The organism is Paenibacillus gansuensis (assembly GCF_042684925.1).
GTDB lineage: Bacteria > Bacillota > Bacilli > Paenibacillales > DY6 > Paenibacillus_N > Paenibacillus_N gansuensis.
The window spans coordinates 74412-98930 of the sequence record NZ_JBHUME010000009.1; the positions used below are offsets into that span (position 1 = coordinate 74412).

The 24519-nt window shown below is 52.8% G+C and carries 29 protein-coding genes; 18 read left to right on the top strand and 11 right to left on the bottom strand.

The window, feature by feature from the left end; all coding sequences use genetic code 11:
• Positions 1 to 107: 107 nt before the first annotated feature.
• Entirely contained in the window at positions 108 to 1085 is a 978-nt protein-coding gene (locus tag ACFSUF_RS15545; RefSeq protein ID WP_377604040.1) for a serine hydrolase domain-containing protein, read from the top strand.
• Positions 1086 to 1274: 189 nt separating this feature from the next.
• Here ACFSUF_RS15545 and ACFSUF_RS15550 read toward each other — a convergent pair whose 3' ends face one another.
• The 3 genes from ACFSUF_RS15550 to ACFSUF_RS15560 all read right to left on the bottom strand — a co-directional run bounded on the left by ACFSUF_RS15550 (position 1275) and on the right by ACFSUF_RS15560 (position 3944).
• Positions 1275 to 2141, bottom strand: a complete 867-nt coding sequence (locus tag ACFSUF_RS15550; RefSeq protein ID WP_377604042.1) for a MetQ/NlpA family ABC transporter substrate-binding protein — start codon at positions 2139 to 2141, stop codon at positions 1275 to 1277.
• A gap of 83 nt (positions 2142 to 2224) precedes the next feature.
• The gene (locus tag ACFSUF_RS15555; RefSeq protein WP_377604457.1) at positions 2225 to 2914 is read right to left on the bottom strand and encodes a methionine ABC transporter permease; all 690 of its coding nucleotides are present in this window, start codon (positions 2912 to 2914) and stop codon (positions 2225 to 2227) included.
• Between the two features lie 16 nt (positions 2915 to 2930).
• On the bottom strand, positions 2931 to 3944 hold the full coding sequence (locus ACFSUF_RS15560) for a methionine ABC transporter ATP-binding protein (RefSeq protein ID WP_377604044.1): 1014 nt from the start codon (positions 3942 to 3944) through the stop codon (positions 2931 to 2933).
• 263 nt (positions 3945 to 4207) lie between these two features.
• Here ACFSUF_RS15560 and ACFSUF_RS15565 point away from each other — a divergent pair, with 263 nt between their 5' ends.
• The 5 genes from ACFSUF_RS15565 to ACFSUF_RS15585 all read left to right on the top strand — a co-directional run bounded on the left by ACFSUF_RS15565 (position 4208) and on the right by ACFSUF_RS15585 (position 8919).
• Entirely contained in the window at positions 4208 to 5374 is a 1167-nt protein-coding gene (locus tag ACFSUF_RS15565; RefSeq protein WP_377604046.1) for an MGDG synthase family glycosyltransferase, read from the top strand.
• Entirely contained in the window at positions 5371 to 6564 is a 1194-nt protein-coding gene (locus ACFSUF_RS15570; protein ID WP_377604048.1) for an MFS transporter, read from the top strand. The genes ACFSUF_RS15565 and ACFSUF_RS15570 overlap by 4 nt, the downstream gene beginning before the upstream one ends.
• 18 nt (positions 6565 to 6582) lie before the next feature.
• Positions 6583 to 7179, top strand: coding sequence for a TVP38/TMEM64 family protein (locus tag ACFSUF_RS15575; RefSeq protein WP_377604050.1), 597 nt, complete (start codon positions 6583 to 6585; stop codon positions 7177 to 7179).
• Positions 7180 to 7343: 164 nt separating this feature from the next.
• Positions 7344 to 7760, top strand: coding sequence for a hypothetical protein (locus ACFSUF_RS15580; RefSeq protein ID WP_377604052.1), 417 nt, complete (start codon positions 7344 to 7346; stop codon positions 7758 to 7760).
• Positions 7761 to 7890: 130 nt separating this feature from the next.
• Positions 7891 to 8919 carry a YeiH family protein gene (locus tag ACFSUF_RS15585; RefSeq protein ID WP_377604054.1) on the top strand — a complete coding sequence of 343 codons (1029 nt, stop codon included), beginning with the start codon at positions 7891 to 7893 and terminating at the stop codon, positions 8917 to 8919.
• A 171-nt stretch (positions 8920 to 9090) separates the two neighbouring features.
• Here the strand turns inward: ACFSUF_RS15585 and ACFSUF_RS15590 are convergent, their stop codons facing one another.
• On the bottom strand, positions 9091 to 9957 hold the full coding sequence (locus tag ACFSUF_RS15590; RefSeq protein ID WP_377604056.1) for an AraC family transcriptional regulator: 867 nt from the start codon (positions 9955 to 9957) through the stop codon (positions 9091 to 9093).
• A gap of 153 nt (positions 9958 to 10110) precedes the next feature.
• Between ACFSUF_RS15590 and ACFSUF_RS15595 the strand changes: the two genes are divergently transcribed.
• The 5 genes from ACFSUF_RS15595 (at position 10111) to ACFSUF_RS15615 (ending at position 14528) form a co-directional block, all read left to right on the top strand.
• A complete protein-coding gene (locus ACFSUF_RS15595) occupies positions 10111 to 10296 on the top strand; it encodes a hypothetical protein (protein WP_377604058.1) in 186 nt (61 codons plus the stop codon).
• Positions 10297 to 10385: 89 nt separating this feature from the next.
• Positions 10386 to 10508, top strand: coding sequence for a hypothetical protein (locus ACFSUF_RS15600; protein WP_377604060.1), 123 nt, complete (start codon positions 10386 to 10388; stop codon positions 10506 to 10508).
• A gap of 211 nt (positions 10509 to 10719) precedes the next feature.
• Positions 10720 to 11898, top strand: coding sequence for a galactokinase (locus tag ACFSUF_RS15605; RefSeq protein WP_377604062.1), 1179 nt, complete (start codon positions 10720 to 10722; stop codon positions 11896 to 11898).
• Positions 11898 to 12887 carry a UDP-glucose 4-epimerase GalE gene (galE, locus tag ACFSUF_RS15610; RefSeq protein ID WP_377604064.1) on the top strand — a complete coding sequence of 330 codons (990 nt, stop codon included), beginning with the start codon at positions 11898 to 11900 and terminating at the stop codon, positions 12885 to 12887. The genes ACFSUF_RS15605 and galE overlap by 1 nt, the downstream gene beginning before the upstream one ends.
• Before the next feature lie 36 nt (positions 12888 to 12923).
• Entirely contained in the window at positions 12924 to 14528 is a 1605-nt protein-coding gene (locus tag ACFSUF_RS15615; RefSeq protein ID WP_377604066.1) for a UDP-glucose--hexose-1-phosphate uridylyltransferase, read from the top strand.
• A 68-nt stretch (positions 14529 to 14596) separates the two neighbouring features.
• Here ACFSUF_RS15615 and ACFSUF_RS15620 read toward each other — a convergent pair whose 3' ends face one another.
• Positions 14597 to 14782, bottom strand: a complete 186-nt coding sequence (locus ACFSUF_RS15620) for a hypothetical protein (RefSeq protein WP_377604068.1) — start codon at positions 14780 to 14782, stop codon at positions 14597 to 14599.
• A gap of 330 nt (positions 14783 to 15112) precedes the next feature.
• Here ACFSUF_RS15620 and ACFSUF_RS15625 point away from each other — a divergent pair, with 330 nt between their 5' ends.
• Positions 15113 to 15223, top strand: a complete 111-nt coding sequence (locus tag ACFSUF_RS15625; RefSeq protein ID WP_377604069.1) for a YjcZ family sporulation protein — start codon at positions 15113 to 15115, stop codon at positions 15221 to 15223.
• A gap of 118 nt (positions 15224 to 15341) precedes the next feature.
• Here ACFSUF_RS15625 and ACFSUF_RS15630 read toward each other — a convergent pair whose 3' ends face one another.
• Complete coding sequence (locus ACFSUF_RS15630; protein WP_377604071.1) at positions 15342 to 15482, bottom strand: hypothetical protein; 141 nt, start codon at positions 15480 to 15482, stop codon at positions 15342 to 15344.
• Positions 15483 to 15599: 117 nt separating this feature from the next.
• Between ACFSUF_RS15630 and ACFSUF_RS15635 the strand changes: the two genes are divergently transcribed.
• On the top strand, positions 15600 to 16322 hold the full coding sequence (locus ACFSUF_RS15635; protein ID WP_377604073.1) for a hypothetical protein: 723 nt from the start codon (positions 15600 to 15602) through the stop codon (positions 16320 to 16322).
• A 65-nt stretch (positions 16323 to 16387) separates the two neighbouring features.
• Here the strand turns inward: ACFSUF_RS15635 and ACFSUF_RS15640 are convergent, their stop codons facing one another.
• From ACFSUF_RS15640 to ACFSUF_RS15650, 3 genes are all read right to left on the bottom strand, one after another.
• Positions 16388 to 17929: a flotillin family protein gene (locus ACFSUF_RS15640; protein WP_377604459.1), complete on the bottom strand. Its 1542-nt coding sequence runs from the start codon at positions 17927 to 17929 to the stop codon at positions 16388 to 16390.
• Complete coding sequence (locus ACFSUF_RS15645; RefSeq protein ID WP_377604075.1) at positions 17922 to 18482, bottom strand: protease; 561 nt, start codon at positions 18480 to 18482, stop codon at positions 17922 to 17924. Before ACFSUF_RS15645 ends, ACFSUF_RS15640 begins: the two co-directional genes overlap by 8 nt.
• Positions 18483 to 18598: 116 nt before the next feature.
• Positions 18599 to 19306, bottom strand: coding sequence for a DUF554 domain-containing protein (locus tag ACFSUF_RS15650; protein ID WP_377604077.1), 708 nt, complete (start codon positions 19304 to 19306; stop codon positions 18599 to 18601).
• 125 nt (positions 19307 to 19431) lie between these two features.
• Between ACFSUF_RS15650 and ACFSUF_RS15655 the strand changes: the two genes are divergently transcribed.
• The 3 genes from ACFSUF_RS15655 to ACFSUF_RS15665 all read left to right on the top strand — a co-directional run bounded on the left by ACFSUF_RS15655 (position 19432) and on the right by ACFSUF_RS15665 (position 21580).
• Positions 19432 to 19698 (top strand): transposase, encoded by a 267-nt coding sequence (locus ACFSUF_RS15655; protein ID WP_377604079.1) that lies wholly within the window; start codon positions 19432 to 19434, stop codon positions 19696 to 19698.
• Positions 19699 to 19802: 104 nt separating this feature from the next.
• Positions 19803 to 21191: an MATE family efflux transporter gene (locus ACFSUF_RS15660; RefSeq protein ID WP_377604081.1), complete on the top strand. Its 1389-nt coding sequence runs from the start codon at positions 19803 to 19805 to the stop codon at positions 21189 to 21191.
• Positions 21188 to 21580, top strand: a complete 393-nt coding sequence (locus ACFSUF_RS15665; RefSeq protein WP_377604083.1) for a YidH family protein — start codon at positions 21188 to 21190, stop codon at positions 21578 to 21580. The genes ACFSUF_RS15660 and ACFSUF_RS15665 overlap by 4 nt, the downstream gene beginning before the upstream one ends.
• A gap of 93 nt (positions 21581 to 21673) precedes the next feature.
• Here ACFSUF_RS15665 and ACFSUF_RS15670 read toward each other — a convergent pair whose 3' ends face one another.
• Entirely contained in the window at positions 21674 to 22078 is a 405-nt protein-coding gene (locus tag ACFSUF_RS15670; RefSeq protein WP_377604085.1) for a hypothetical protein, read from the bottom strand.
• A gap of 239 nt (positions 22079 to 22317) precedes the next feature.
• Between ACFSUF_RS15670 and ACFSUF_RS15675 the strand changes: the two genes are divergently transcribed.
• Both ACFSUF_RS15675 and ACFSUF_RS15680 read left to right on the top strand, forming a co-directional pair.
• Positions 22318 to 22932, top strand: coding sequence for a nitroreductase family protein (locus tag ACFSUF_RS15675; protein ID WP_377604087.1), 615 nt, complete (start codon positions 22318 to 22320; stop codon positions 22930 to 22932).
• 145 nt (positions 22933 to 23077) lie between these two features.
• A complete protein-coding gene (locus tag ACFSUF_RS15680) occupies positions 23078 to 24046 on the top strand; it encodes an SPL family radical SAM protein (RefSeq protein WP_377604089.1) in 969 nt (322 codons plus the stop codon).
• Between the two features lie 85 nt (positions 24047 to 24131).
• On the opposite strand, the gene ACFSUF_RS15685 is transcribed toward ACFSUF_RS15680, so the two are convergent.
• Positions 24132 to 24413: a hypothetical protein gene (locus ACFSUF_RS15685; RefSeq protein ID WP_377604091.1), complete on the bottom strand. Its 282-nt coding sequence runs from the start codon at positions 24411 to 24413 to the stop codon at positions 24132 to 24134.
• Positions 24414 to 24519 lie beyond the last annotated feature (106 nt).

The following is a 24519-nucleotide window of genomic DNA, read 5'->3' on the forward strand; positions in this document are numbered from 1 at the left end:
AACAGTATTGGAAGTCTAGCATCGTTTTAAACGGGAACCCTTGTTTTAAGCTCATAGATTGGCGTTGATATAGACATAATAGAAATGATCGGGAGGGATGGGCAGTTATGGAGAACATGTGGGACCGGGCGGAACCGGAAGAGGCGGGAATTTGCCCGGAGCTGTTGGCGGAGGCGGAGGACTACATCGCAGCGCAGCATAAGCAGCTGTACAGCTTTTTGCTGGTGCGCGGAGGAAAGCTGGCGCACGAGCGATACTATCAAGGCCGGACCGCCGATGACCTGATGGAGCTGCGGTCGGCGACGAAAAGCTTCGTCACGACCCTCATCGGGATCGCGCTCGAAGACGGCCTGCTGGATTCGCTGGACCGGGAAGTGTACGGCTTCTTCCCGGAGGAACTTCCGCCAAGTCCTTCGCCCTTGGCGGAGGAAACGACCGTCCGTCACCTGCTGACGATGACGTCCGGGTTGTACTGGCAGACCGGCAAGCGCCTCGGCGAGCGCTGGATTCACCGGATGCACCGTAGCCCCGACTGGGTCCGGTTCATTCTGCGCCTGCCGGTCGAGCCGGGATTACGGGGCGCGTTCTTGTACCGCAGCCCCGATTCGCATTTGCTGTCCGCGATGTTGACGCGGATCAGCGGCCGTCCTGCGCTGGACTATGCGCAGGAAAAGCTGTTCGCCCCGCTGGGCATCGCGGGGGCGCAGTGGAGCGCGGATCCGCAGGGCCATACGGCAGGCCACATCGGCCTCCGCCTTCGGGCGCAGGACATGGCCAGATTCGGCCAGATGATCCTGCGCGAAGGCGAGTGGCAGGGCCGCCGGCTGGTTCCGGCAGGATGGATCCGCGAAGCCTCCCGCCCGCACAGCGAGGGCCTTCCCGCCTATGGGCGGTACGGCTACCAGTGGTGGTGCGGCCCGGTCGGCGGGCAGGAGAGCTTTTGCGCCTTGGGGCACGGCGGCCAGCTCATCAGCATCTTCCCGGAACTCGACCTCGTCGCCGTGTTCACGGGCAACCCGAACGCGGGGCACTACCGCCATCCCCGCGGCATTTTGGAGCGGTTCGTGCTCCCTGGGCTTCGTTGAAGTGGATCCAAGCTAGATCACGGCAGTGTCAGGGCAGTGGAACAGCATAAACTCAAAACAAAAAAACACAGGCGCCTTCCCAACGGGAGGACACCTGTGTTCCGATCTGCTGCCATAGGTAGCTGATGCTTTATTCGCCATGTAAAAAAGCCCGTTTTCGTTTCCGAAAACTTATACTTTCTTAAGTTCTTAAAACGCCGCTACAACAGCGCCTTTATATTTGTCTTCGATGAATTTCTTCACTTCCGGCGTAGTCAGAGCTTTGGCCAGCTTCTGCATCGCTTCGGAGTCTTTGTTGTCCGGACGGGAAACAAGGATGTTTACGTAAGGGGAATCGCTGCCCTCGATGAACAAAGCGTCTTTGGTCGGGTCCAGACCGGCTTCCAGCGCATAGTTCGTGTTGATCATGGACAGGTCCATCTCATCCAGTACACGAGGCAGCATAGCTGCTTCCAGTTCCTTGATTTCCAGCTTTTTCGGGTTCTCTACAATGTCCTTCACGGTAGCTGCGACCCCAACGCCTTCTTTCAGCTTCAGCAATCCGTTCTTCTCCAAAAGAGCCAGAGCGCGGCCTGCATTGGTTGCGTCGTTCGGGATCGACACTTTCGCTCCTTCTTTCAGCTCATCAACTTTGGTAATTTTTTTAGAGTAAGCACCAAAAGGTTCGATGTGCACGCCTACTACTTGTACCAAATCCATACCTTTGCTTTTATTCATATCCTCCAGGTAAGGAAGGTGCTGGAAGAAGTTTGCATCCAGCTGCTTCTCGAATACTTGCACGTTTGGCTGCACATAATCCGTAAATTCTTTCACTTCCAACTCCACGCCCTCTTCAGCCAGCTTCGGCTTGATGAAGTTCAGAATTTCAGCGTGAGGCACTGCGGTCGCGCCAACCACGAGCTTCACAGGTTCTGCATTTCCGGCATTTGTGCCGCCGTTCGCGCCTGTATTTGTTCCGCCGTTGGAACCTTGGGCGTTATCGCCCGCATTGTTGTTGCCGCAAGCAGTAAGTGCAATTAAGGTAATTAATAGGAAAGCCAGTAAACCTTTTCTCATCTAAAACACTCCCTTTTTCTATACTTAAAACAACATTATATAGAAGTGACAAGGTCACTTTATATCAAAATAAATGCCCTAACTTATTTCCGGCTGTACCTGATCACAAGCCTGTCTCCAGCTGCCTGCAGCAAAGCGACAAGTACTATCAAAATAAAGACTGTAATCAGCATCACCGCAGTATCAAACCGTTGGTATCCATACCGGATCGCCATGTCCCCCAAACCGCCGCCGCCGATAAGGCCGGCCATGGCCGTGTAGGAAACGAGGGTTACTGTGGTAATTGTGGCCCCCGCCATAAGCCCGGCACGGGATTCCGGAAGCAGTACGCGCCGGACGATTTCCCAATGGGAAGCCCCCATCGCTTGAGCAGCCTCAATGACACCCCGGTCCACTTCACGCAAAGACACCTCTACCAGACGCGCAAAGAAAGGTACCGCACCGATCACTAGAGGAGGAATGGATCCCTCGACACCGATGGATGTGTTCATAATCCATTTGGTAAACGGCATGAACAAAATCATCAAAATCACGAATGGAATCGAACGAAGCACGTTAATGATCAGCGACAACCCCCAATACAACGGCCGGTTCGAAAGCATCTGACCTCTGGATACCAAAAACAGCATCACGCCAAGAGGCAAGCCTACAATGATCGTGAATAAAGCCGAGAAACCCAGCATTGCCAGCGTATCTTCTGTTGCCTGCCAAATATCCGCCCAATCTACCGTAGAAAAATCGATGTCCCAAAACCCTTTCGTCTCCACAGCCATAAACCAATTCGCCATCTTAGATCACCTCCGCTTCCAGCCCGCGTACACGCAGGGTGTCTACAGCCTGGCGAACTTGTGTATCGTTGCCTTCAATCTTAACGATCAGCTGCCCGTAAGGCATGTCCTTCATACGGGAAATTGTCCCCTGAAGGATGCTGAAGCTTGCTCCGAGCTCCCGAATTGTTTCGAACAAAACCGGTTCGTAAGTAATATTTCCAAGAAAGGTAACACGGATGACCTGATGAGTGCCGGCCGCTTTCTCCTTCTCAAGCACTTCGCCCAGCTCCGAGGAATCGGATACCTGTTCGACGAATTCGCGCGTCGTAGGATGCTCCGGATGCAAAAAGACGTCGATGACCTTTCCGGATTCCACAATCTGTCCCCCGTCAATCACGGCCACCTGATCACAGATGGATCGGATGACCTGCATTTCGTGGGTAATTAGAACAATGGTCAATCCGAGCTTGCGGTTAATATCGAGCAAAAGGGCAAGAATAGAATTCGTCGTCTGCGGATCCAGCGCCGAGGTCGCCTCGTCGCAAAGCAATACGCTCGGGTCATTCGCTAACGCTCTAGCGATACCTACCCTCTGTTTCTGACCACCGGACAATTGGGCGGGAAACTTGTCCCTGTGCTGCGTCAGCCCGACTAGATCCAGCAGCTCGGTCACGCGCTTATTGATTTCCGCCTGGGGCTTGCGGGCAAGTTTGAGCGGAAACGCGATATTTTCAAACACGGTAGCCGAGGTTAATAAGTTGAAATGCTGAAAAATCATGCCGATCTTCCGCCGCTGCACCTGAAGCTGCCTTACCGGCAGTGAGGTCAGATCCACTCCGTCTACCATTACTTTTCCGTCGGTAGGACGCTCTAGCAGGTTGATACACCGGATGAGCGTACTCTTCCCGGCTCCGGAATGACCGATGATGCCGTATATCTGACCTTTGGGTATGGTGAGATTTATGCTATGCAGGGCGCGGACAGACTGCCCCTTCGTCTTGTAGTCCTTCACCAGATTAGAAAGCACAATCAATGGCTTGTCCTCCTGTATTTCAAAATGATTATAATCGAAGCCAATCTGGTTTGTCATTATATTTTTGATAATTCCTACCGGAAAAGATGGATATGGCATTCCGTGGTGAATTTCGTATATTTTGCCCAGATTGTCAGATATATAATATAAGTTCTTTTTTACGTGATATCAAATCTTTTTTAACGCCTGCTTAATACTAGAAATTTATAGTGAAAGGAAGCCCGGTACGGGCGTCACAGCTTGAAGCGAAAGGGGTATGCCGAATGAAAGGGAATCCGAAGGTGCTGATCTTGTTCGCGAGTTACGGAGACGGGCATTTCCAGGCCTCTAAAGCGCTGCAGGACGCCTTCCTGCGGCACGGCATTACGGAAGTGATTATGCTGGATCTGTTCGCCGAAGCACATCCGCTGCTGAACGACCTTACCAAATTTTTGTACATTAAAAGCTTCACTTTTCTGCCTTCCGTCTATGGCTGGATTTATAACGCAACGAAGCGGATGAAACATAACGCTCCTTTCTCGGAAGTGCTGCATTCTTTCGGCGTGCGCAAGCTGAAGCAGATCCTGGAACGGGAACAGCCCGATCTGGTGATCAATACGTTTCCTCTGCAGGTTATGCAAAAACTGAAAGAAGCCGCCGGCATCCGCATCCCTACCTACAATGTTCTGACTGATTTCGACCTGCATTCCCGCTGGGTTCACCCCGATACGGATAAATATTACGTTGCCACCGACGATTTAAAACAAGCCGTTGAGCGCATGGGTGTTCCTTCAGACCGGATTGAAGTAAGCGGCATCCCGCTGAAACCTGAGTTTCACGACCCTTGTCCTTCCCCGGAAATTCAAAGTAAATACGGACTGGCGCCCGGCCTGCAGACCCTGCTCATTATGGCTGGCTCTTACGGTGTCATGCAAGGTTTGCGTACGATGTGCAGACAGCTGTGCGAACAAGGCGCTTCCCTGCAGATCGCGGTGGTATGCGGCAAAAACAAATTTTTACAGGCTCAGATGGAACGTGCCTTTTCGGAATATCCTCATGTCCATGTTTATGGTTTTGTGAGTAGGATTCATGAATTGATGGCAGTGTCCAGCTGCGTGGTCACTAAACCTGGTGGGATTACCCTGTCCGAAGCGCTCTCCTGCACCCTGCCTATCATCATCTACCGCCCCGTGCCGGGACAAGAAATGGAGAATGCCGCCTATTTAACGAGGAAAGGCGCCGCTTTGATTGCCAAAGGACCGGCCGAACTGTGCCGCCACATTCACTGGTTATCTGCGCAGCCCGATCGCCTGGAGCAAATGAGAGCCCGGATCCGCAGCCTGCAAAAAGCCAATTCTTCGGACACTATCGTATTAGATATCTTAAAATGCAGCAGAATGAGAAAGGCAAGGTACAAAATACAGCCAGTGCAAAGGGGATCTTCCTATTGAGTGCCAAAAACATAAGCCGGTTTCATCTCAGCAGGCAAATCGCACTGTTTTCGATCATTCTTTTTTTAGTAGAGTTCGTGCGGGGCGCGGCTCTGATCAGCTTTATTCCCATTTACGGAGAAAAAGGGCTGTTGCTGCCTTTAGGTATTATCGGGGTCGCCATCACGGCGCATTATATAACGGATACGGCCTTAAAAATGTTTATCGGATATTTGTTGGACCGTTTTTCGATTAAGTTCGTAGTACATACTGGGCTGCTTATCAGCTTCGCGGGATTGTTCCTGATTCACTATGCGTCCTATCCGTGGATTTTTGTCGCCGCAGCCGCTTTATACGGGGTGGGTATCTCGCCGATCTGGATCGTATGCCTGACCCAGGTTTCCGAGAAAAACCGCGCCACCCAGATGGGCCTGCTTTACACGATATGGCTGGTCGGGCTGGGCGCGGGTCCGGTTGTATCCAATTTTATTATGGATATTAGCTACAATTTGACGTTCTGGATTCTGGTAGGGCTGTCCTTCCTGAGCTGGATTCTGGCGCTGCTGATAACGAATGAGAAAACCTCCAGTATACGCAAAATCTCTATGCGGAGGCAGTTTCAGATCCTTGGCGGACGGTTGAGGCAAATGAAGCTGCTGCTGCCGGGGATGGTGCTTCAGACTTTGGGGGCCAGTATGCTTGTACCGATCCTGCCGGGCTTTGCCGAATCGGAGCTGGGCATGAGCAATACACAGTATTCCTACTTGCTGCTAGCGGGCGGCGGCTGTACGGTGCTCGGCCTCATCCCGTTAGGGAAGCTGTCGGACAAGCTGGGCAAAAAATGGTTTCTCGTCATCGGTTTCCTCATCTTCGGATTCGGCTTGTACTCGATTTCGACAGGGAAACCCGGTATTGCCGAAGCGATACTCTGGGCGGTTGTGCTCGGCATCTCCTATGCGGCTGTGCTGCCCGCTTGGAATGCGCTGCTTGCCGCTTACGTGCCTCCATCGCAGAAGGGGCTGGGATGGGGAATCTTTTCTACTGTGGAAGGGGTCGGCGTCATGATCGGGCCGGCGCTTGGCGGACTTTTGGCACAGTGGTATGGGACCTCGACGACAGTAGTTTTAAGTGCTATACTATTCGCCGTAATTGCCTTATTTTACATGTTTTTTCCTTTTAGGGTATTTCGGGGAGAGCTTCGCAAAGGTTGAAGAAATTGGGGTGTACTGATGGATTGGCTTCAGCATGTAAGTAATTTGAATATGGATGATTTTCAGAGACTGATGGACGATTACAAAGCGTTCGGTCCTCTGCCGGGCATTGCGCTTCCTTTTGTGGAGGCGTTCCTGCCCTTTCTGCCGTTGTGGGTATTTATCGTGGGCAATGCTGCCGCATATGGGTTGACTTTGGGATTTCTGTACTCTTATATAGGTTCTATTGCGGGCAGTTTTCTGCTGTTTTGGATTTTCCGCCGGTTCGGCCACCGGCTCCGCGGTTTTGTCGACCGCAAGCTGCCGCACACGAGGAAATTTTTCGTATGGGTCGAGCATAAAGGGTTTACGCCGATTTTTCTGCTGTGCTGCTTTCCGTTTACGCCGTCCTTCCTGCTGGTCGTCGTTGCCGGTTTGAGTACCGTTTCCATCCGCACTTTTGCGATGGCCGTGCTGTCAGGCAAAGCCGTCATGATTTTCGTCATCGCCTTTTTGGGACACGACATTCCTTCGCTCATCCGCCATCCTTGGCAGCTCGTCATCGTCTGTGCCGTCATTGCCGGGCTTTGGTACGGCGGCAAGAAGCTGGAGGCCAAGTATAAGCTGGAGGGGTAGGGGCAGCACGAACTTCCGCTTCTCCCGCCAGCCAAGCTATAGCTCCACATTGTCGGAATTTATTTAAAGGAAATAAGTACGTCTAATTTGAGAAAATGCATCTTTTTTGAGTCGATAAGGGAAATTTGCTGATTGGAGTTTTTAGGGGGAACGGGGGGCCGCAGGTGATTGACATTATTGGCTATTCTGTCGTGGCTTTGTTTGCGGTAGTGATTTTGGGCGGAATGTTCCTAGTGGTGAAAGCATCCACGTCGGATTCCGATCAGCACCGCTGGGTGAGGGAGATCGTAGAATCGTTGTTCGGTACGCCCGCACATTTACGGCCCGGAGGCGGGGAGCAGGCGGCGGGGAAGGAAGAAGCAGCAGACGCCGTTCTTCAGGCCAACGTGTCGGCTGGAAGTAAGGTGGGCATCGAACCAGGCTCATCGGGTAGTCCTGCTGGTTCGGCGAATCCTCGCAATCCGGGCATACTTGGCGATCTTGCCGATTCGGCTTCGTTTGAAGAGGATTGCCCTGCCTGCGGAGAACGGGTTACGCATCGGGATGCGGTCTGTCCGTCTTGTGAGCTGGCTTTGAAATAGATAGTTGAAGAGTTCATAGATATCCGCTTTATAAGCAATCATTATACTTCACATAACAGATTGGAATTTCCCATACTGTGCTGTGAGGCATATACTTATCGCATCCACAAGAAAATCGAGGCGATAAGCGATGGCTGAACTCGTGAAAGTATATATAAGAAGTCATGATAAATGGAAACTGGGGCGGGGTCCAATCACCGGCGTGCTGCTCGCGCTGCTGCTGGCCGCAGGCTCGCTGGCCCTGGCCGCCTTGCCCGGCCTGGGCATACTGGGCCCGATGGTGCTCGCCATCGGGCTGGGGGCCGCCTGGCGCCATGCCGCCGGCGTGCACCCTGAGACGCAAAAAGGCACAGCCTTTGCGTCGACAACCCTGCTGCGCGCCGGCATCGTGCTCCTCGGCGCGCAGCTGAGCTTGCAGGACGTCGCGGCCGCAGGCGGCGGCGTCCTCGGGTTCACCGCGCTGAACGCGGCGCTTGCGCTCGGCGCGGTGTACGGCATCGCCCGCGTCTGCGGCGTGCCTCAGCGCATAGCGCTGCTGGCCGGCGTAGGCACGGCCATCTGCGGGGCCGCGGCCATCGCCGCGGTGGCACCGCTCGTCGGCGCAAAGCGCGACGAGACGGCGCTGGGCGTCATCACCGTAGCATTGCTCGGTACCGCGATAACCATCGCGTATACACTGCTCCAGCCGGTGATGGGCCTGGATCCCGCCCGCTACGGCATGCTCGCGGGCGCTTCCCTGCACGAGCTGGGCCACGCGGTGGCCGCAGCGGCGCCGTTCGGCCGCGAGGCACAGGACGCGGCCTTGCTGGTGAAGCTGACCCGGGTGGCGCTGCTCATCCCGGTGTCCGCTGTGCTTGCGCTCCTCTGCCGCCCCAAAGGGGAGGCGCAGAGGCGCTTTTCCATCCGAACCCTGCCTGTGCCATGGTTCGTCTTCGGCTTTCTCGCCGTTAGCTTGTTCCACTCGCTCGGCTGGATCTCGCCGTTGGCCGCGGCGGCAGCCTCCAAAGCCGCCGCGTTTCTGCTGGCTGCCGGCATGGCCGGCCTCGGCCTGAACATGAATCTGCCGCTTCTTCGCGTCAGCGGCGGCCGTACCCTCGCAGCAACGCTGCTCGGTTCCTTAATTTTATGCGCTGCGTCATACGTAGAATTTGTTCTATAATCTCAATTATTGATCCTTAAGCAGCCGAATGATTAGTAAAGTATATTATCTCCGCTAGGCGAGGCTGTAACAGCCTCGCCTTTTCCATATGCCCCGACTCACTTTTTCACCTAAACCAGCTCGCGGCACGCGATCGGCGTTACATGGGCGGCAGTCAACTGCAGCCCTCGATCAACCCTCCTCCAGACGCTCCATCGCCCGGCGGTAATCGGAAGGAGACAATTCGTATCTTTTTTTAAATTGTTTAGAAAAATAAAGCGGATCGTTAAACCCTACGGAGGAAGCGATTTGCTCCAAGGTCAGCTCCGGCCGTTCGCGGATCAGCAGCCGAGCTTTATCAAGCCGGAGATGAAGCAGGAAGGTGACGGGGCTCTCTTTCATACGCTGTTTAAAAATCTTCGACAAATACGCCCGGTTATACCCCAGGCTTTCCGCCATCATCTCGATGGTGACCGCCTCCGCATACTGCGTCGATAAATAATGGACCGCCTGCTGCACGGTCTTATCGATTTCGTCGAGCACCTCAGGCCCGGCATCCGCCCGGGGGGACTGCACTTCGCGGTATTCTCCCATAAGCAGGTTCCAATAACCGGAGGCTTTGTAGTCCACGCCCTCTCCTTTGCGCTTCAGCACCCCTTCGATCTGATTAAACAAAACGGGAATTCGCCGATTCCCTGTTGAGCGGATCACAGGCGCTCGGGATGAAACGCCCGCAGCATCATACATGCGCTCCGCTTCCTCACCTCGGCAGGCGATCCAGCGGTACTGCCACGGATCAGCCAAATCCGCTTCATAGCTGACCAGCCGCCCGGGCTTAATAAAAAAACTGTCCCCCGCCCGGAGCTCATACGCTTCATCCAGACAGCGAAACACGCCCCGCCCCGAAAGCACATAATGCACAAGGTAATAATCAAAAACCTTCGGCCCGTTCCTATGTCCCGGCTTCGTCTGGCTGTGCCCCGCAAAAAGCACATGAAGCCCCGGCCGATCCCCACCCGCCGCCGGATTGGACACTACATAATAGCTTTCCTCCCGCATATCCATCCTCCTCCCAGTCAAATTAGGCTTACAATTAGAACTACAGACCCTTACTAAAATGACAATTTATGTTATACTGTCCGGACATAGAGAAGCCTCAGTCATTGAGCTTCGATATATGTAACCCACTACTTTACCAAGGGGGCACTTGTTATGGAACCCAACTTTGGTAACACTCCGAATCCGTTGAACGAGGAAACGGCCAAAGCGCGTCAGGATGAAGTCGAACGGCAGATTCAGAACGGCACTGCACCGACGCTTTTTATGAAATTCATGAAATTGATCGTTAGTATAGCTGTACTTGTTGTTCTTTACTTTGTGCTTGTGAAGTTTGTCTAGCCATCTCATTGTGATCTAAAGGAGACAGCCCATGGATTTAAGCCCATACGACCAGAATCAGCAGAACCTTAAATGTGGACGCAGCCCGCATGAAACAAGCCGAAAAAGAACACCATATCCTTGGCGGTCCGTCTCTTTGGAGAGAGATCAGCAATCTGCTGCTGGCAGTCGGAGTAATAGCTGTAATTATACTAGCTTCAAGATTTCTGTAAGATCACTTTGAACCGGACATGCATCCTGCAAGGCGCCTATGGCGTCTTTTTTTGTTGTCATACCATCTACCTACTTGTCTGATAGTTTACTCCTAAAAGTGATATATATCCATGTTAAAATTACATGTTTCCATATGCACGCCACTCTTCGGGAAGTATACTGAATACAAGCAACATCTTAATTTAAAAATGAATCCCAGGCGGTGTAATCATGGCAGATTTGAGACTATTAACCAACAAATTTACTGAAACGTACGGCGGCACTGCGGAAGACCTTCGCGTATTCCATGCACCGGGCCGTGTAAACCTCATCGGAGAACATACAGATTATAACGGGGGCTATGTGTTCCCGGCAGCACTGACTTTTGGCACAACGATGCTGATCCGCAAGCGGAACGACAAGGAGCTTCATTTTGCATCTACCAACTTCCCGGTTACCACAGTGGTGAACGTTGACAACCTCGTGTACGAGGAAGCACATGACTGGGCGAACTACCCGAAAGGCGTCATCAAGCACCTGCAAAAGCGCGGCTTCTCCTTCGGCGGCTACGACGTGCTGTTCCATGGGGAAATTCCGAACGGTGCGGGCCTTTCCTCCTCTGCTTCCATTGAAGTAGTTACAGGATTCGGATTCCTTGCCATGGAAGGCAGCTCCCTGGATACTGTCCAGCTTTCACTGGTTGCCCAAGAAGCAGAGAACCAGTTTATTGGCGTCAACAGCGGCATTATGGACCAGTTTGCCGTTGCTAACGGACGCGAGAATCATGCGATTCTGCTGATGTGCGATACGCTGGAGTACAGCCTGATTCCTTTTGACAGCAAAAAGTACAAAATCGTCATCGGCAACACCAACAAACGCAGAGGTCTTGTAGATTCCGCATACAACGAAAGACGCGCACAGTGCGAGAAAGCGGTCGAGTACCTCCAGGGCGCATTCCCTGAAATCAAGCTGCTCGGCCAGCTGACCCTGGAGCAGTTCAACGAGCACAAGCACCTCATCCCTGATGAAATCGTAAGAAACCGCGCGCAGCATGTTGTGGAAGAAATCGACCGCGTACTGAAAGCCGTAGTCGCTCTGAAGGCGGATGACCTGGAGCAATTCGGCCAGCTGATGAATGCATCCCATGATTCGCTGAAGGATTTGTACGAAGTAACGGGCCACGAATTGGATTCCATGGTGTTTGCAGCCAGAACCGTTCCCGGCGTGCTTGGTTCCCGTATGACGGGCGCAGGCTTCGGCGGTTGTACTGTGTCTCTCGTTCACGAAGACAAAGTCGACGAATTTATTGAAACCGTAGGCGCTAAGTATGCGGAAGCCACCGGACTGAAAGCAGATTTCTACGTATGCACGATCGGCGACGGCGTAAAAGAAATGGAGCGTGAAGCGTAATGGCGATTCTAGTTACCGGCGGAGCGGGATATATCGGTTCCCATACTGTAGCGGAGCTGCTCTCCCGCGGCGAGGAAGTCGTGATCGTTGATAATTTGCAGCAGGGACACCGGGACGCGGTACTTGGCGGCAAGCTGTATGTCGGCGACCTGCGGGATGCGGACTTTATGGATACCGTGTTCAAGGAGAATGACATCGATGCGGTAATCCATTTTGCGGCAAACTCTCTGGTTGGCGAAAGTATGAAGCTGCCGGCTAAATACTACCACAACAATGTGTACGGAACTCTGTGCCTGCTCGAGAAAATGAACGAATACAACGTGAAGCGCATCGTCTTCTCTTCTACAGCAGCAACGTACGGCGAGCCTGAAAGCGTGCCGATCAAGGAAACGGACCGTACGGCTCCGACCAACACTTACGGCGAAACCAAGCTGGCAATGGAAAAAATGATGAAGTGGTTCGACACGGCCCACGACATGAAATATGTATCTCTCCGCTATTTCAACGCAGCCGGTGCGCATGAAAGCGGCAAAATCGGCGAAGATCACGCGCCGGAAACGCATTTGATCCCGATTATCCTGCAGGTAGCTTTGGGACAACGCGAGCACATTTCCATTTTCGGCGACGATTATAATACACCGGATGGCACTTGTATCCGCGACTACATCCATGTGACGGATTTGGCGGATGCCCATATCCTTGCGGTACAGAAGCTTCGTGACGGAGGAGACAGCTCGATCTACAACTTGGGCAATGGCAACGGCTACTCTGTTAAGGAAGTCATCGATGTGGCGCGCGAAGTGACCGGCCACCCGATTCCGATGGTTGTCGAACCTCGCCGTGCAGGCGACCCGGCTTCCCTGATCGCTTCGTCGGACCGCATCCGCACCGAGCTTGGCTGGAATCCGAAACGCAACAACCTTCAATCCATCATCGCCAGCGCGTGGGCTTGGCATCAAGCTAATCCGAAGGGCTATAACGAAAAATAGAGACGTGTTCAAGTTAAGATAGGAGGGAAAGACATCATGCTGCAAAAAGAAACTACCGCAGCAGCTGCGACTGCAGCTGCTGGGTCGAAGCCGGATCTGCAGATCGAGCGCCTGCTTCAGTTCGGCGTGCAGCGCGGGCTGCTGGAGCCGTTGGACGTGATTCCTGCACGCAACGCCCTGCTTGACCTGTTCCGCCTGGCGGAACCGTTCGGCGGAGAAGTGCCGGAAGAGCGGCTGGACAGCGCCGTGGAAGTGCTGGAGGTGCTGCTGGATTATGCAGCGGCATCCGGCATGCTGGAGGCGGATACGCTGACACACCGCGACCTGCTTGACGCGCGGATTATGGGGCTGCTGATGCCCCGCCAATCCGAAGTAGTCCGCCAATTCTGGAGAACGGCGGAAGAAAGCGGTATTGAAGCGGCTACTTCCGACTACTACCGCTTTTCCACCGATTCGAACTATATCCGGATGGACCGCATCCGCAAGAACCAATATTGGCTGACAAATACGGAATACGGGGATCTCGAGATCACGGTCAACCTGTCCAAGCCGGAAAAAGATCCTAAAGAGATTGCTCTGCTGAAAACGGTACAGCAATCGAACTACCCGGCTTGCCTGTTGTGTGTGGACAATGTCGGCTATGCCGGCCGCCTGAACCACCCGGCACGCCAGAACCACCGGATCATTCCGTTGACGCTCGTGGATGAGCCTTGGAACTTCCAATACTCGCCGTATGTGTATTACAACGAGCATAGTATTATTTTTCATAATGAGCATGTCCCGATGAAGCTTACGCCGGCTACGTTTGCGCGCCTGCTGGACTTCCTTGACCGCTTCCCGCATTATTTCATCGGTTCCAACGCGGATTTGCCGATCGTAGGCGGCTCGATTCTGAACCATGATCATTTTCAAGGCGGACGACATCAGTTTGCAATGGAACGGGCCGAATCGGAAGCGTTCTTCAGCCACCGGGACTTCCCTGGCGTGAAAGCTTCCATTGTGAAATGGCCGATGTCGGTAGTACGGATGTCAGGCAGCGACAAAGAGGAACTGCTGAAGCTTGCTGCGCTTGTGTTTGAGCAATGGCAAGGATACAGCAATCCGATGCTGGATATCGCCGCCTTTACGGAAACGGACGGCGGCAAGATCCCTCATAACACGGTCACTCCGATCGCCCGCCGCAACACGCAGGGCGAGTACGAAATCGATCTCGTACTGCGCAACAACCGGACGAGCGAAGAGCATCCGGACGGCATTTTCCATCCGCATCAGGACCTGCACCACATTAAGAAAGAAAACATCGGTTTAATCGAAGTAATGGGCCTTGCAGTTCTGCCTGGGCGTCTGAAGGATGAGCTTCAGCAGATCAGCGCTTTCCTGACAGGCCAAGCCGTTTTGTCGGATGACATCCGCAAAGACGCTTCCCATCCGCTGAATAAGCACAGCGACTGGATCAGCAGCATGGTCTCGTCTTACGGCACGTCCTTATCCGCTGCCGAGGCTGAAGAAATGCTTCGCGGCGAAGTCGGCCGCAAATTCCTTAATGTACTGAAGGATGCCGGCGTATACAAGCAGGATGCTCCAGGCCGCGCGGCATTCCGCCGGTTGATGGTTCATATGGGATTTGAAGAGAAAGCGTAACAATAAGTGGAAACAAATTAAAGAAAGCCGACCTCTACGGGTCGGCTTTCTGTTCATTGTTTTAGTTTTTAGTGAATATAGAAAAACATATTGTAAGCTGCGGAGAAAACCAGTGCTTGAGATAAAGAGATCAAGATCAGGTTTCTTTTGCGCTTTTTACAGAATGGACCGCCGGCCCCGCCCTGTACGCCAAATAGACTAAGCAGCAAAATACCCGCGATAAACAAACTTACAAATATAAATAGAAATGGCACGGTTGTGTCTCCTTCTGGATGTACTTCCTGCGGCTGCAGCCGTAAGGAACTTGCATCTAGAATATACAGTCCCTGACGTTTCAAGTAAAGGTACGATAGAGTGGTTTTTCGACGGAAAAGCTTTAATTTGGGCCCAGGGAACCGCTTACTTTACATGCGATCTTTTATTATCTCGTGAATGCTGAATCAATCGTATGCGCGCGTTTCTTGCTTTTTATCCTTCCCGAATGTAACTGGCAAGCTGCTTCCGATCAGGGATAAACGTCCAATCCATGGCTGTACTATACGCATATGCTGTACTAACTTCCAAAACGAAGGGGGTGCTCTTCAATGTCAGCAAACTGCGGACCAGTCGGAGGATACGGCGGTTGGACTTCTACAGGTGTAATTCTGGTGCTTTACATCCTTTTGGTAATTGTACTGCGCACTTTCTGGGTGTAATGCCAGTGATAAAAGAGACAGGAACAGGCTCTCCATCCGGAGGGCCTTTTGCTTATGCTGAGCAAAAAGAAAACGGATGCCCCGAAGTTAGCCGGAAGCACCCGTAATCCGTTGTCAGTTATCCTTGGTCAAGCTCATCTATGAAAATAATGACGGATGTAATCTTTCCATGCTCTATATTCTCGACTTGAAAAGCAAGATGATTGACTCTGCCTTTGGCAGCAATCTCAAAAGGATTTATGGCAATCAGCTCGATCACGGTTTGGCCGTCGGGTTATCGTTTTTCATCTAATTTTTAGCTTGCCTTAATCTTCGTTTAAGGATTCGTATACATACTGTGGGCGTAACACAAAATATTCCAAAGGAGGAATAGTCCATGAACAAGAACAAGACGAAATGGATCGCAGCCAAACTGCTGGCAGCAGCTGCGCTGCTAGCATTGGCATTGCCCGTCAGCGCCAGCGGACCGGCATCGAGCGAAACGGCGCCAGGGACAGCAGCAGCGCCCGCTCAGCCCACAACAGACGGCGTAGAGCATCACCATCGGGACGGAAAAGGGTGGCATAGAGGTTTCAACGAGGAACTGTTGAGGGCTCTAAAGACCGACGAGGCGGGCCTGAAGGCGCAGCTTAAGGCCGGCAAATCCCTTGCGGAAATTGCACAAGCTAAAGGCGTTTCGCGGGCGGAGCTGAAAGACATCATGACCCGGGCCTTTGATCAGCGGCTGAACCAGAAGAAGCAGCGCTTCTATGCTAATTTGGACAGGATCATTGACGCCAAGGGCGGCATGTTCGGCGGGGGTAAACGGATGATGCGCTTCGATTTCACTGCGGCCGGCACAGTGCTGGGCATGCAGGAATCGGAAGTGCATGAGGCGCTGCGGGCGGGCAAGACGCTAGCGGAGCTGGCCAAAGAAAAAGGCATCGATCCGCAAAAGCTGATCGACGCACAAGTCAAGGATATGAGTGAGAAAGTAAACGAGAAAGTGAAGTCCGGTAAGCTGACCCAAACCGAGGCGGATCAACTTAAGGCTAAACTTACGGAGCACATTACCGATATGGTGAACAACGGGGGATTCCTCCACACTCCACGCAGGTAAACTAAAGCCCGTCAGCCAGCAACAAGTAACGCCCACCCGCAAACCCGGGTGGGCGTTGTCTCTTCTTAGTTGGTTTCGGTTTCTTTCGCTGCGCCTACCAGAGCGGCAGCAGGCAGCTCAGCCTGCTGCGGCGCGCTGCTTCCTGCTGCAGGCAGCGACTTCGTCGTCAGGTTGCGCACCAGCTGCTCCAGGTCGATGCCCGACACAGAACGAAGCATTTCGGGTGCGGTAGCCATCAGCTCCGTCACGTAATTGCTGACACGTGCAGCCCCTTTACCATTGCCGGTATCTACTACGGTCAACTTGTCGATGGACTGCAGCGGCTCGGCAATCTTACCCGCCAGCTCAGGCAGCATCTTCACGATGATGTCCAACACCGCCGCCTCGCCGAACTTCTGGAACGCTTCGGCGAGCTTCTCCTTCGCTTCCGCCTCGGCCAGACCGCGCAGCCGGATGACTTCCGCATCCGCCGTACCTTTGGCCCGCTCGGCGTCCGCGATCGCCAAACCCTCGAGGCGCTTCTGCTCGGCTGACGCCTTGGCTTCCGCCTCGATCTTATACTGCAGCGCGTCCGCTTCTCTCATCCGGCGCGCCATATCGGCTTCCGCCGCCTGAACAACCGAGTACCGGTCGGCGTCCGCTTTCTTCTTGACTTCCGCATCGTACTGCTTCTCGCGGACTTGAATCTCTTTGGCCTGAAGGTCAATCTCTCTTTCCTTCCGGACCAGTTCAATCTTCATCTGCTCTTCCACCGCAATCTGCTGGGAACGAGCTTCCTGAATATGATACGCCTGGTCCGCTTCCGCGCGGGCCGTATCCTGATCCCGCTTGAAGGCTGCGACCTTCAGCTCCTTCTCCTTCTCGGCTTCCGCGATGTTGGTGTCGCGCAGCAGCTCCGCTTTCTGCCCTTCCTCTTCCGCCAGCGCCTTCTGAATCCGCGAATCCCGGATTGCCTGCGCTTCCGCGATTTCCGCATCCCGCTTCACGGCTGCAATCCGCGGCTTTCCGAGCGATTCCAGATACCCGTGCTTATCGCGCACATCTTTAATGGTAAAGGAGACAATCTGCAGCCCCATTTTCTTCAAATCGAGCGCCGCATTCCCCTGCACTTCCTGAGCGAATTTATCGCGGTTCCGGTACACCTCTTCTACGGTCATGGAACCAAGGATCGCACGGAGATGGCCTTCCAGCACTTCCTGCGCTTCGGCCTTCAACCCTTCGATCGGCTTGCCCATGTATTGTTCCGCCGCAGTAGCGACATCTTCTACCGCCCCGCCGATTTTGATAATGGCCACTCCGTCCGCAATGACCGGAACACCCTGCTCTGTGTATACTTCCGGTGTGGAAACATCCAGCTTATGCGACAGCAAAGAAAGGAATTCGGCCTGCTGGAATATCGGCCAGATGAATGCGCCCCCGCCTCTTACAATCTTGATTTTGCGGCCTCCTTGATCCGCATCGGAGGAAACATTCTTCGAACCGAGGAACGAACCGGTTACGATCATTGCTTCTTCCGGCCCAACCGTCTTATAACGGGCCCAGAACGCTAACCCCAGAACGATGATGACCCCGATGACAATAGCGGGGATAAACAATGCGCTAGACACGAATTCCAAACACTCCATCTCCTTTGGTTAAGTATTTTGCATCAAACCGGGCGACATAAAGAAGATGTTTGCGGACTTCCAGCACAATCGCGGTCGAGCCCGCTTCCAATGCTTCTCCATCCGCGCTTGCTGCGATGTGGTTTGTTTGAAATGCCCCCACCTGGACCATCACTTCACCGACTCCGTGTACCGGCACCGCTACGGTGACCAGTCCCGTCCGCCCCACCAGATCGCTCATCGAATAACCTACGGAGGTCTCCGAGTTGCGCATCGGTTTCACATAGCCGAAGAGCACCGCGGCCGAGGTCCCAACCGCAATCAATGCCGACATGCCGGCCACCGGGAGAGCTGGTAGCGCAGTGTAGTCTCCCAGCATAATTCCCGCTCCACCGAACGCGGTAATTCCGCCGGCTAACACCATCGGCTGCAGAAAATCGACCGATAGAAAGTCCAGCAATCCATCAAACAGTCCGCTAATGAGATCTCCGAAAATCACGGTAACGACAGCGAACAGCGCTCCTCCGAGCAGACAGCTCCAGTACACTTGTTCCATCTTTATGCCGCCCTCCTTTCCCTAAACATGTGTTAGTCATTGTAAGATCTTACGTCCAATGTATACGCCAAAACAGTCACAAAAGTTTCATTTTTTTCCTGATCTTCCTAAATCCCTCAATTCCATAATTGCAGAAAAGGCACGGACAAAGCCGCCAGCACGATAGCCGGCAGTAGATTGGCGACATTCACCTTTTTTAGTTCCAGTACATTGAGTCCTACCCCGATAATCAGGACACCGCCGACGGCCGTGATTTGCACGATCATTTGATCCAGCATCACATGTCCGACTGAAGCCGCGATCCAGGTAGCCGCCAACGCCATAATCCCCTGGTACACAAACACCGGAACCGAAGAGAACATGACGCCGACGCCCAGCGTGGAAGCGAAAATAATAGCAGAAAACCCGTCCAGCATCGCTTTGGTATATAAAATATCATGCTTCCCGTCCATCCCGCTCTGCAGCGCCCCCAGCACCGCCATTGCGCCGATGCAATAGATCAAAGTGGCGGTTACGAATCCGGCGGCCACTTTCCCTTGTCCCCTGCTGCCGAACAGTTTTTCCAACCTCTGTCCAAGCCACTGCATTCCGTCATCGATTCTCATCCATTCGCCCAAAATCCCTCCAAAGACCAGGCAGGCGATCACTACCAGAAAGTTGTCCGATTTCAAAGCCATTGAAAAGCCCAGTACGATTACAGCTAACCCGATGCCCTGCATCACTGTATCCTTAATTCCTTCTCTTAGTTTCGGCAGCAGCAATCCGAGCAAAGCGCCCGCTATAATAGCCGCAGCATTCACTGAAGTCCCCCATAATGCCTGCATTAGTTCTAGTTACTCCTCTACGCTGTAATATGCCGTTCGGCAGCCAAACATCCTTTAAGTATATACCAAGCGCTTCGTGGAAGACTATCCTGAGAACTATAGTGAATTTTGGAGGAGGGAACCTTATGGCAAATTCCAAACGCATGGACCCGATGTCGGGGGAGCACGTGGAAGTAAGCGGTGTTTATGAGACCGAGTGGGGCAGAGAAGTACAGCTGGACCGGGGTGATGTCTTTCCGGCTGATCCGGTATTAGGCGATACCGAGTGGAAAATGGTCGGATTTCCGATGGATCAGCAGCATACGGGCATGACGCTGAATCCCCGCTTCGGCAACGAGGTTAATGAGAACGAAGCGGCGAAGAAACCGAAACGCACGCAAGTGCAGGAATGACTTACAGCCGTCCTTCGGGACGGCTTCCATGTTTCAGCCGGGTGCTTCATGGTATAATATCCTATGAACTTTATATTTTAACTTTTACATAATCGAGGTGCGTCATGTCCAAACCGAAAGCTGCATTAACGGAGGGGCCGATTGCCAAATCGTTATTTCTTTTTTCTCTGCCAATTCTGCTGGGCAACATTCTGCAGTCGCTCAACGGGTCCATCAATGCGATCTGGGTAGGCCAATTCTTAGGTGAAAAAGGACTCGCTGCCACCTCCAACGCAAATATCATTATGTTTTTTCTAATCAGCGCTATCTTTGGATTTGCCATGGCGGCTGTCATTCTGATCGGCCAGCATCTGGGGGCGAAAAAACCGGAAGAAGCCAAGCGTGTAGTGGGTACCAGTACGGTATTCTTTTTCCTTCTTTCAGTGATCGTAGGGGGCCTCGGACTGCTGTTTACTTCTGTTTTACTGGATTGGTTGAATACGCCTCAGGAAGTGAAAGAGTTGGCGGTAGCCTATACAAAGGTTATGTTTGCCGGGATTCCATTTATATTCGGATATAATCTCGTTATGGCCATTCTACGAGGCTCGGGGGATGCGAAAACACCTTTTTATTTCCTGTTGTTATCTGCCGGGCTCGATATCTTGCTTAATCCGCTGTTAATACTCGGCACGGGGCCCCTGCCTGAACTGGGCATCACCGGGTCTGCTCTTGCTACCTTTATAGCGCAATTTATCAGTTTTACGCTGCTTCTTGTGTACTTATATGCTAAAAAATACTTCCTCCGCATCACTTCCGCGGACCTGCATATGCTTAGAATCGATTGGAGCATTATCGCTGCCTTAGTGCGGAAAGGGGTCCCAATGGGCTTACAGATGGTTGTGGTTTCGCTAAGCAACCTGCTGCTAATACATCTTGTTAACGAGTACGGGGCTGAAGCGGCCGCCGCCTTCGGAGCTGCGATGCAGATTTCCAGCTACGTGCAGATGCCGGCTATGGCCATCGGCGGCGCAGTAACCTCGTTTGCCGCGCAAAATATCGGCGCAGGCCTGTGGGACCGCATCTCCCGTTTGACATGGATCGGCGTACTGTTTAATTTGGCGCTGACCGGAGGAATGGTAGTACTGCTTACTATCTTCGACCGTGAAGCATTATCGCTGTTCCTCCCTGCCACCGGACGCGCAATCGAACTGGGCGTCCACATCAATGCTGTCACATTATGGTCGTTTATCTTCTTCGGGATCTTCAACGTGGTTGCCGGTGTGGTAAGGTCTTCAGGGGCAGTAGTCGTCCCGTTGACAGTCACATTTACGGCATTGCTGCTGCTGCGGATTCCTTTAGCCACCTGGCTTAGCCATCTCTACGGGTTCGACGCGATCTGGTGGAGCTTCCCGGCCAGTTTTATACTTGCTGCCTTGCTTAACGTGCTGTATTACCGTTTCGGAGGCTGGAAGAAGGCGCGGATGATGCCGGCGCGAGGCGAGGCGGCAGGATGACTGAGAAACTGCATTCCGAACAAGGCGTTTACTCCGAGGACCAAATTTACGTACAGCAGCATTTGGCTAATGAGCGCACGTTCCTAGCCTGGGTCCGGACAGGTACTGCGATTATTGGTCTTGGCTTTTTAGCGGCAGGTCTAGTGTTCAACTCATCAGCAAACCAGGAAGTGATCCATAAGCTTGCCGCGTTTACCGGGATCACTTCAGTTCTGCTTGGCGTGCTGGTCATTTTATTCGCGGCCAAAGACTACTACATTATCCAAAGAGGGATTCGCGAGCAAAAGTTCCGCCCCCGCACCACCATCATCATGTTCGTGTTCGCCTCCTTGACGATCATCGGATGTGCGCTCATAGCGCTGATTTCGATGCTGATGATGTGGAATTAAGAAGGCAAAAAGCAGCCTGCCCGGCTGCCCCGAGGCGGTGAACCGGCGGGGCCAGGCAAGCTGCTTTTTTGTTTTGCTGATACAAGTTGCAATCTACTTCTCGAAATTCTCTACATACCCGTGATTTTGGCGGATCGTGTTTACGACGTCCTCGTAGTCTTCTTCTGCTACCTCTGCCGTGATCGTGTGAGTCAGCTTGTGAGCATTATCATCAATCCCGAACGTATTCTGGCCTGACACATCCAGAATGCCAAGCGTGCCGACCGTGCCTGCCGCTACACCGGGCACGCCTGCCGGAGCCACCAGATTACCTATACCGGTCGTATGGCCGGGAGCGGCCGCAGCGACAACCGGAAACAGGAAGCGGCTGTCATCCCCGTTGATTGCTTCAGGCAGTTCGGAAGTTTCCACTGCCGTCGCATTATATTTATTCAGCTTGCTTCTTACGTCTACCGCATCATTTTCATTTCTGAAATAAGCTTGAATTTGTTTACCCATGTGCCTATCCCCTTCCCGTTACTGTTGTTGATTTCCATAGTATGATTTACCCTGCCCCGCTCTATTCAAACCTAAACGCCAACATTCCTCCGTGCACATGAAAAGAGAGCAAAATACCAAGCCTAATCTGGTAGAATGCTGACATTTTGTAAAGTTTGATATTTGCATTGCATTAACTTACTTTTAGTAATAAAATATACAATAGTAAACAACCAACCGGAGAGAAGGAGATATTAACCATGACTCAATCTGTAACTAATGTCACTGCTGAAGAAGTAATGCTGAACCGTCATTCCGTCCGCAATTTTAAACCTGGAGTAGAAATTCCCGCGAATGTGGAAAAGGAAATTTTCACATTGGCACACAGCGCTCCGTCCGCATGGAACCTGCAGCACTGGCGTTTTGTTGTTGTGAAGGATCAAGCCCGTAAAGACCGCCTGCGTCCTCTGGCTTACGGACAACAGCAAGTTTCCGACGCTTCGCTTGTTGTTCTGGTTCTCGGCGATGTGGAGGCGAACCTGACAGCACCTGCAGCTTTTGCATCCGCTCCTGAAGCGGTTCGCGAGAACATGCTGAACCAAATCAACGGAGCCTATGCGAACCCTGGCGTAGGTCATGATCAAGCGTTGAAGAATGCGCCACTGGCTGCAATGCAGCTGATGCTGGCTGCCAAAGCCAAAGGCTATGACTCCGTTGCCATGGGCGGTTTCGACCATGCCGCGGTAGTTAAGGAACTGAATGTCCCTGAACGTTACGTACCGATTATGATGATCGCGATCGGAGAAGCGGCGAAAGAGGCTCATGCTTCATCCCGCCTGCCTTTATCCGAAATCATCATTAACGAGTCATTCTAAATAGTGCAAAGAAAAGAACTGCAGGCCTATGGCATGCGGTTCTTTTTGGTTAAACGCCTAAAAATAGGAAATTGCTAACATAGGATGGCTGTGTTAAACTAAAAATACGAACATATATTCCTATTCGACGAAGGAGGCGGTGCTGATGGCTGCCAAGACCCAATATGAACCCATGCACTCGAAGACGATGCTGAATCAGGTCAAGGCACCGTCCATGCCTTTTGACTGGTCTTTGAATCCATACCGGGGATGCCAGCACGGTTGCAGCTTCTGTTATGCCCGGGCTACCCATACCTTCCTGGGTGAACAGGCGGACGATACGTTTCAGCATCATATCTATTTCAAGGAGAATGCCGCCCAGGCACTCCGAGAACAGCTGGCGAAAGCGGCACGCTCCAAGCAAGGCCTTGCCAAGTTCGGACAAGTGGCCATCGGAACAGCCACCGACCCTTATCAGCAGATCGAAGCGAAATCCCGCCTCACAAGGCAATGTCTGGAGGTGCTTGCCGAATATGGTGTACCTACTTCCATCACCACGCGGTCGCCTTTGATTCTGAACGATCTGGATTTGCTCAAGAGCATGAACATTACCTCGGTGAATATCAGCCTCCATTCTTTGGATTCGAATGTCTGGAAGAGATTCGAACCCTCCACTCCGTCTCCTGTGAAGCGGTTGGAGACGGTGCGGACTTTGAAGGAAGAAGGCCTTCATGCGGGCATTTTTATGGCGCCCGTACTGCCGCATATCAGCGACAGCGACGAGGAGCTGGAGCGCTTTGCAAGAGCCGCGAAGGAGCACAAAGCGGACTTCGTCATGTCCTCCTTCCTGCGGCTGAGCACGCAGGAAGTAAAGTATTGGTTTTTTGAGACGCTGAGAGCGCATTACCCGGACCTGGTTCCGGTGTATGCGGACTACTATGCGTCGTCCCATTACGCGCCGGACCGGTACCGTATCCCCGTGAGGAAGAAAATTCACGGGCTGCTGGAACGGTACGGCGTCGGGGCGAAGGAACCTTTCTCCGGTCGGGTACAGGTAAGGGATGAGGGCAATCCAAGCCTCCAGGATCATAGCGATAGCCGGGAAACTCCGGTCCAGCTGTCCTTCTCGTTCTGACTCCGCCGTAACGGCAAAAAAGCCTTGATCGCTCAAGACTTCACAGCAGCAATAGGGATGTTCCGGCCTCATTGAAATGTGTTGCTTATTTGGAGAAGCTTAACAGCTGACCCAAGAAAGGACGTTTGCGCTGCGGAGCTTGAACGAGGATCTCCGCCTCGGGTTGGACACCGGCCTCCGGGAGAACTTCCGGATCCGGAAGAAGCTCCTCGAACAAATCGGCCGACAACGGCGACGACAGCTGTTCTTCCTGCAGCAAGCGGTAATAGCTTAGATTGTAAGTGCTAACCGCATCGCCTTCCTTAATCACCACACGGTTTTTACGATATTCGATCACTTTTCCGCTGACGACAGTAGTCCCGTACATAATGGTTCCTCCTCCGATCGATGGTAATCATCATTACCCCCGGCCAGGACGGATGAATCGGCGGAACAAGCGGAATCGGCTGTCGCAATCCTGAATAAACCTTGCC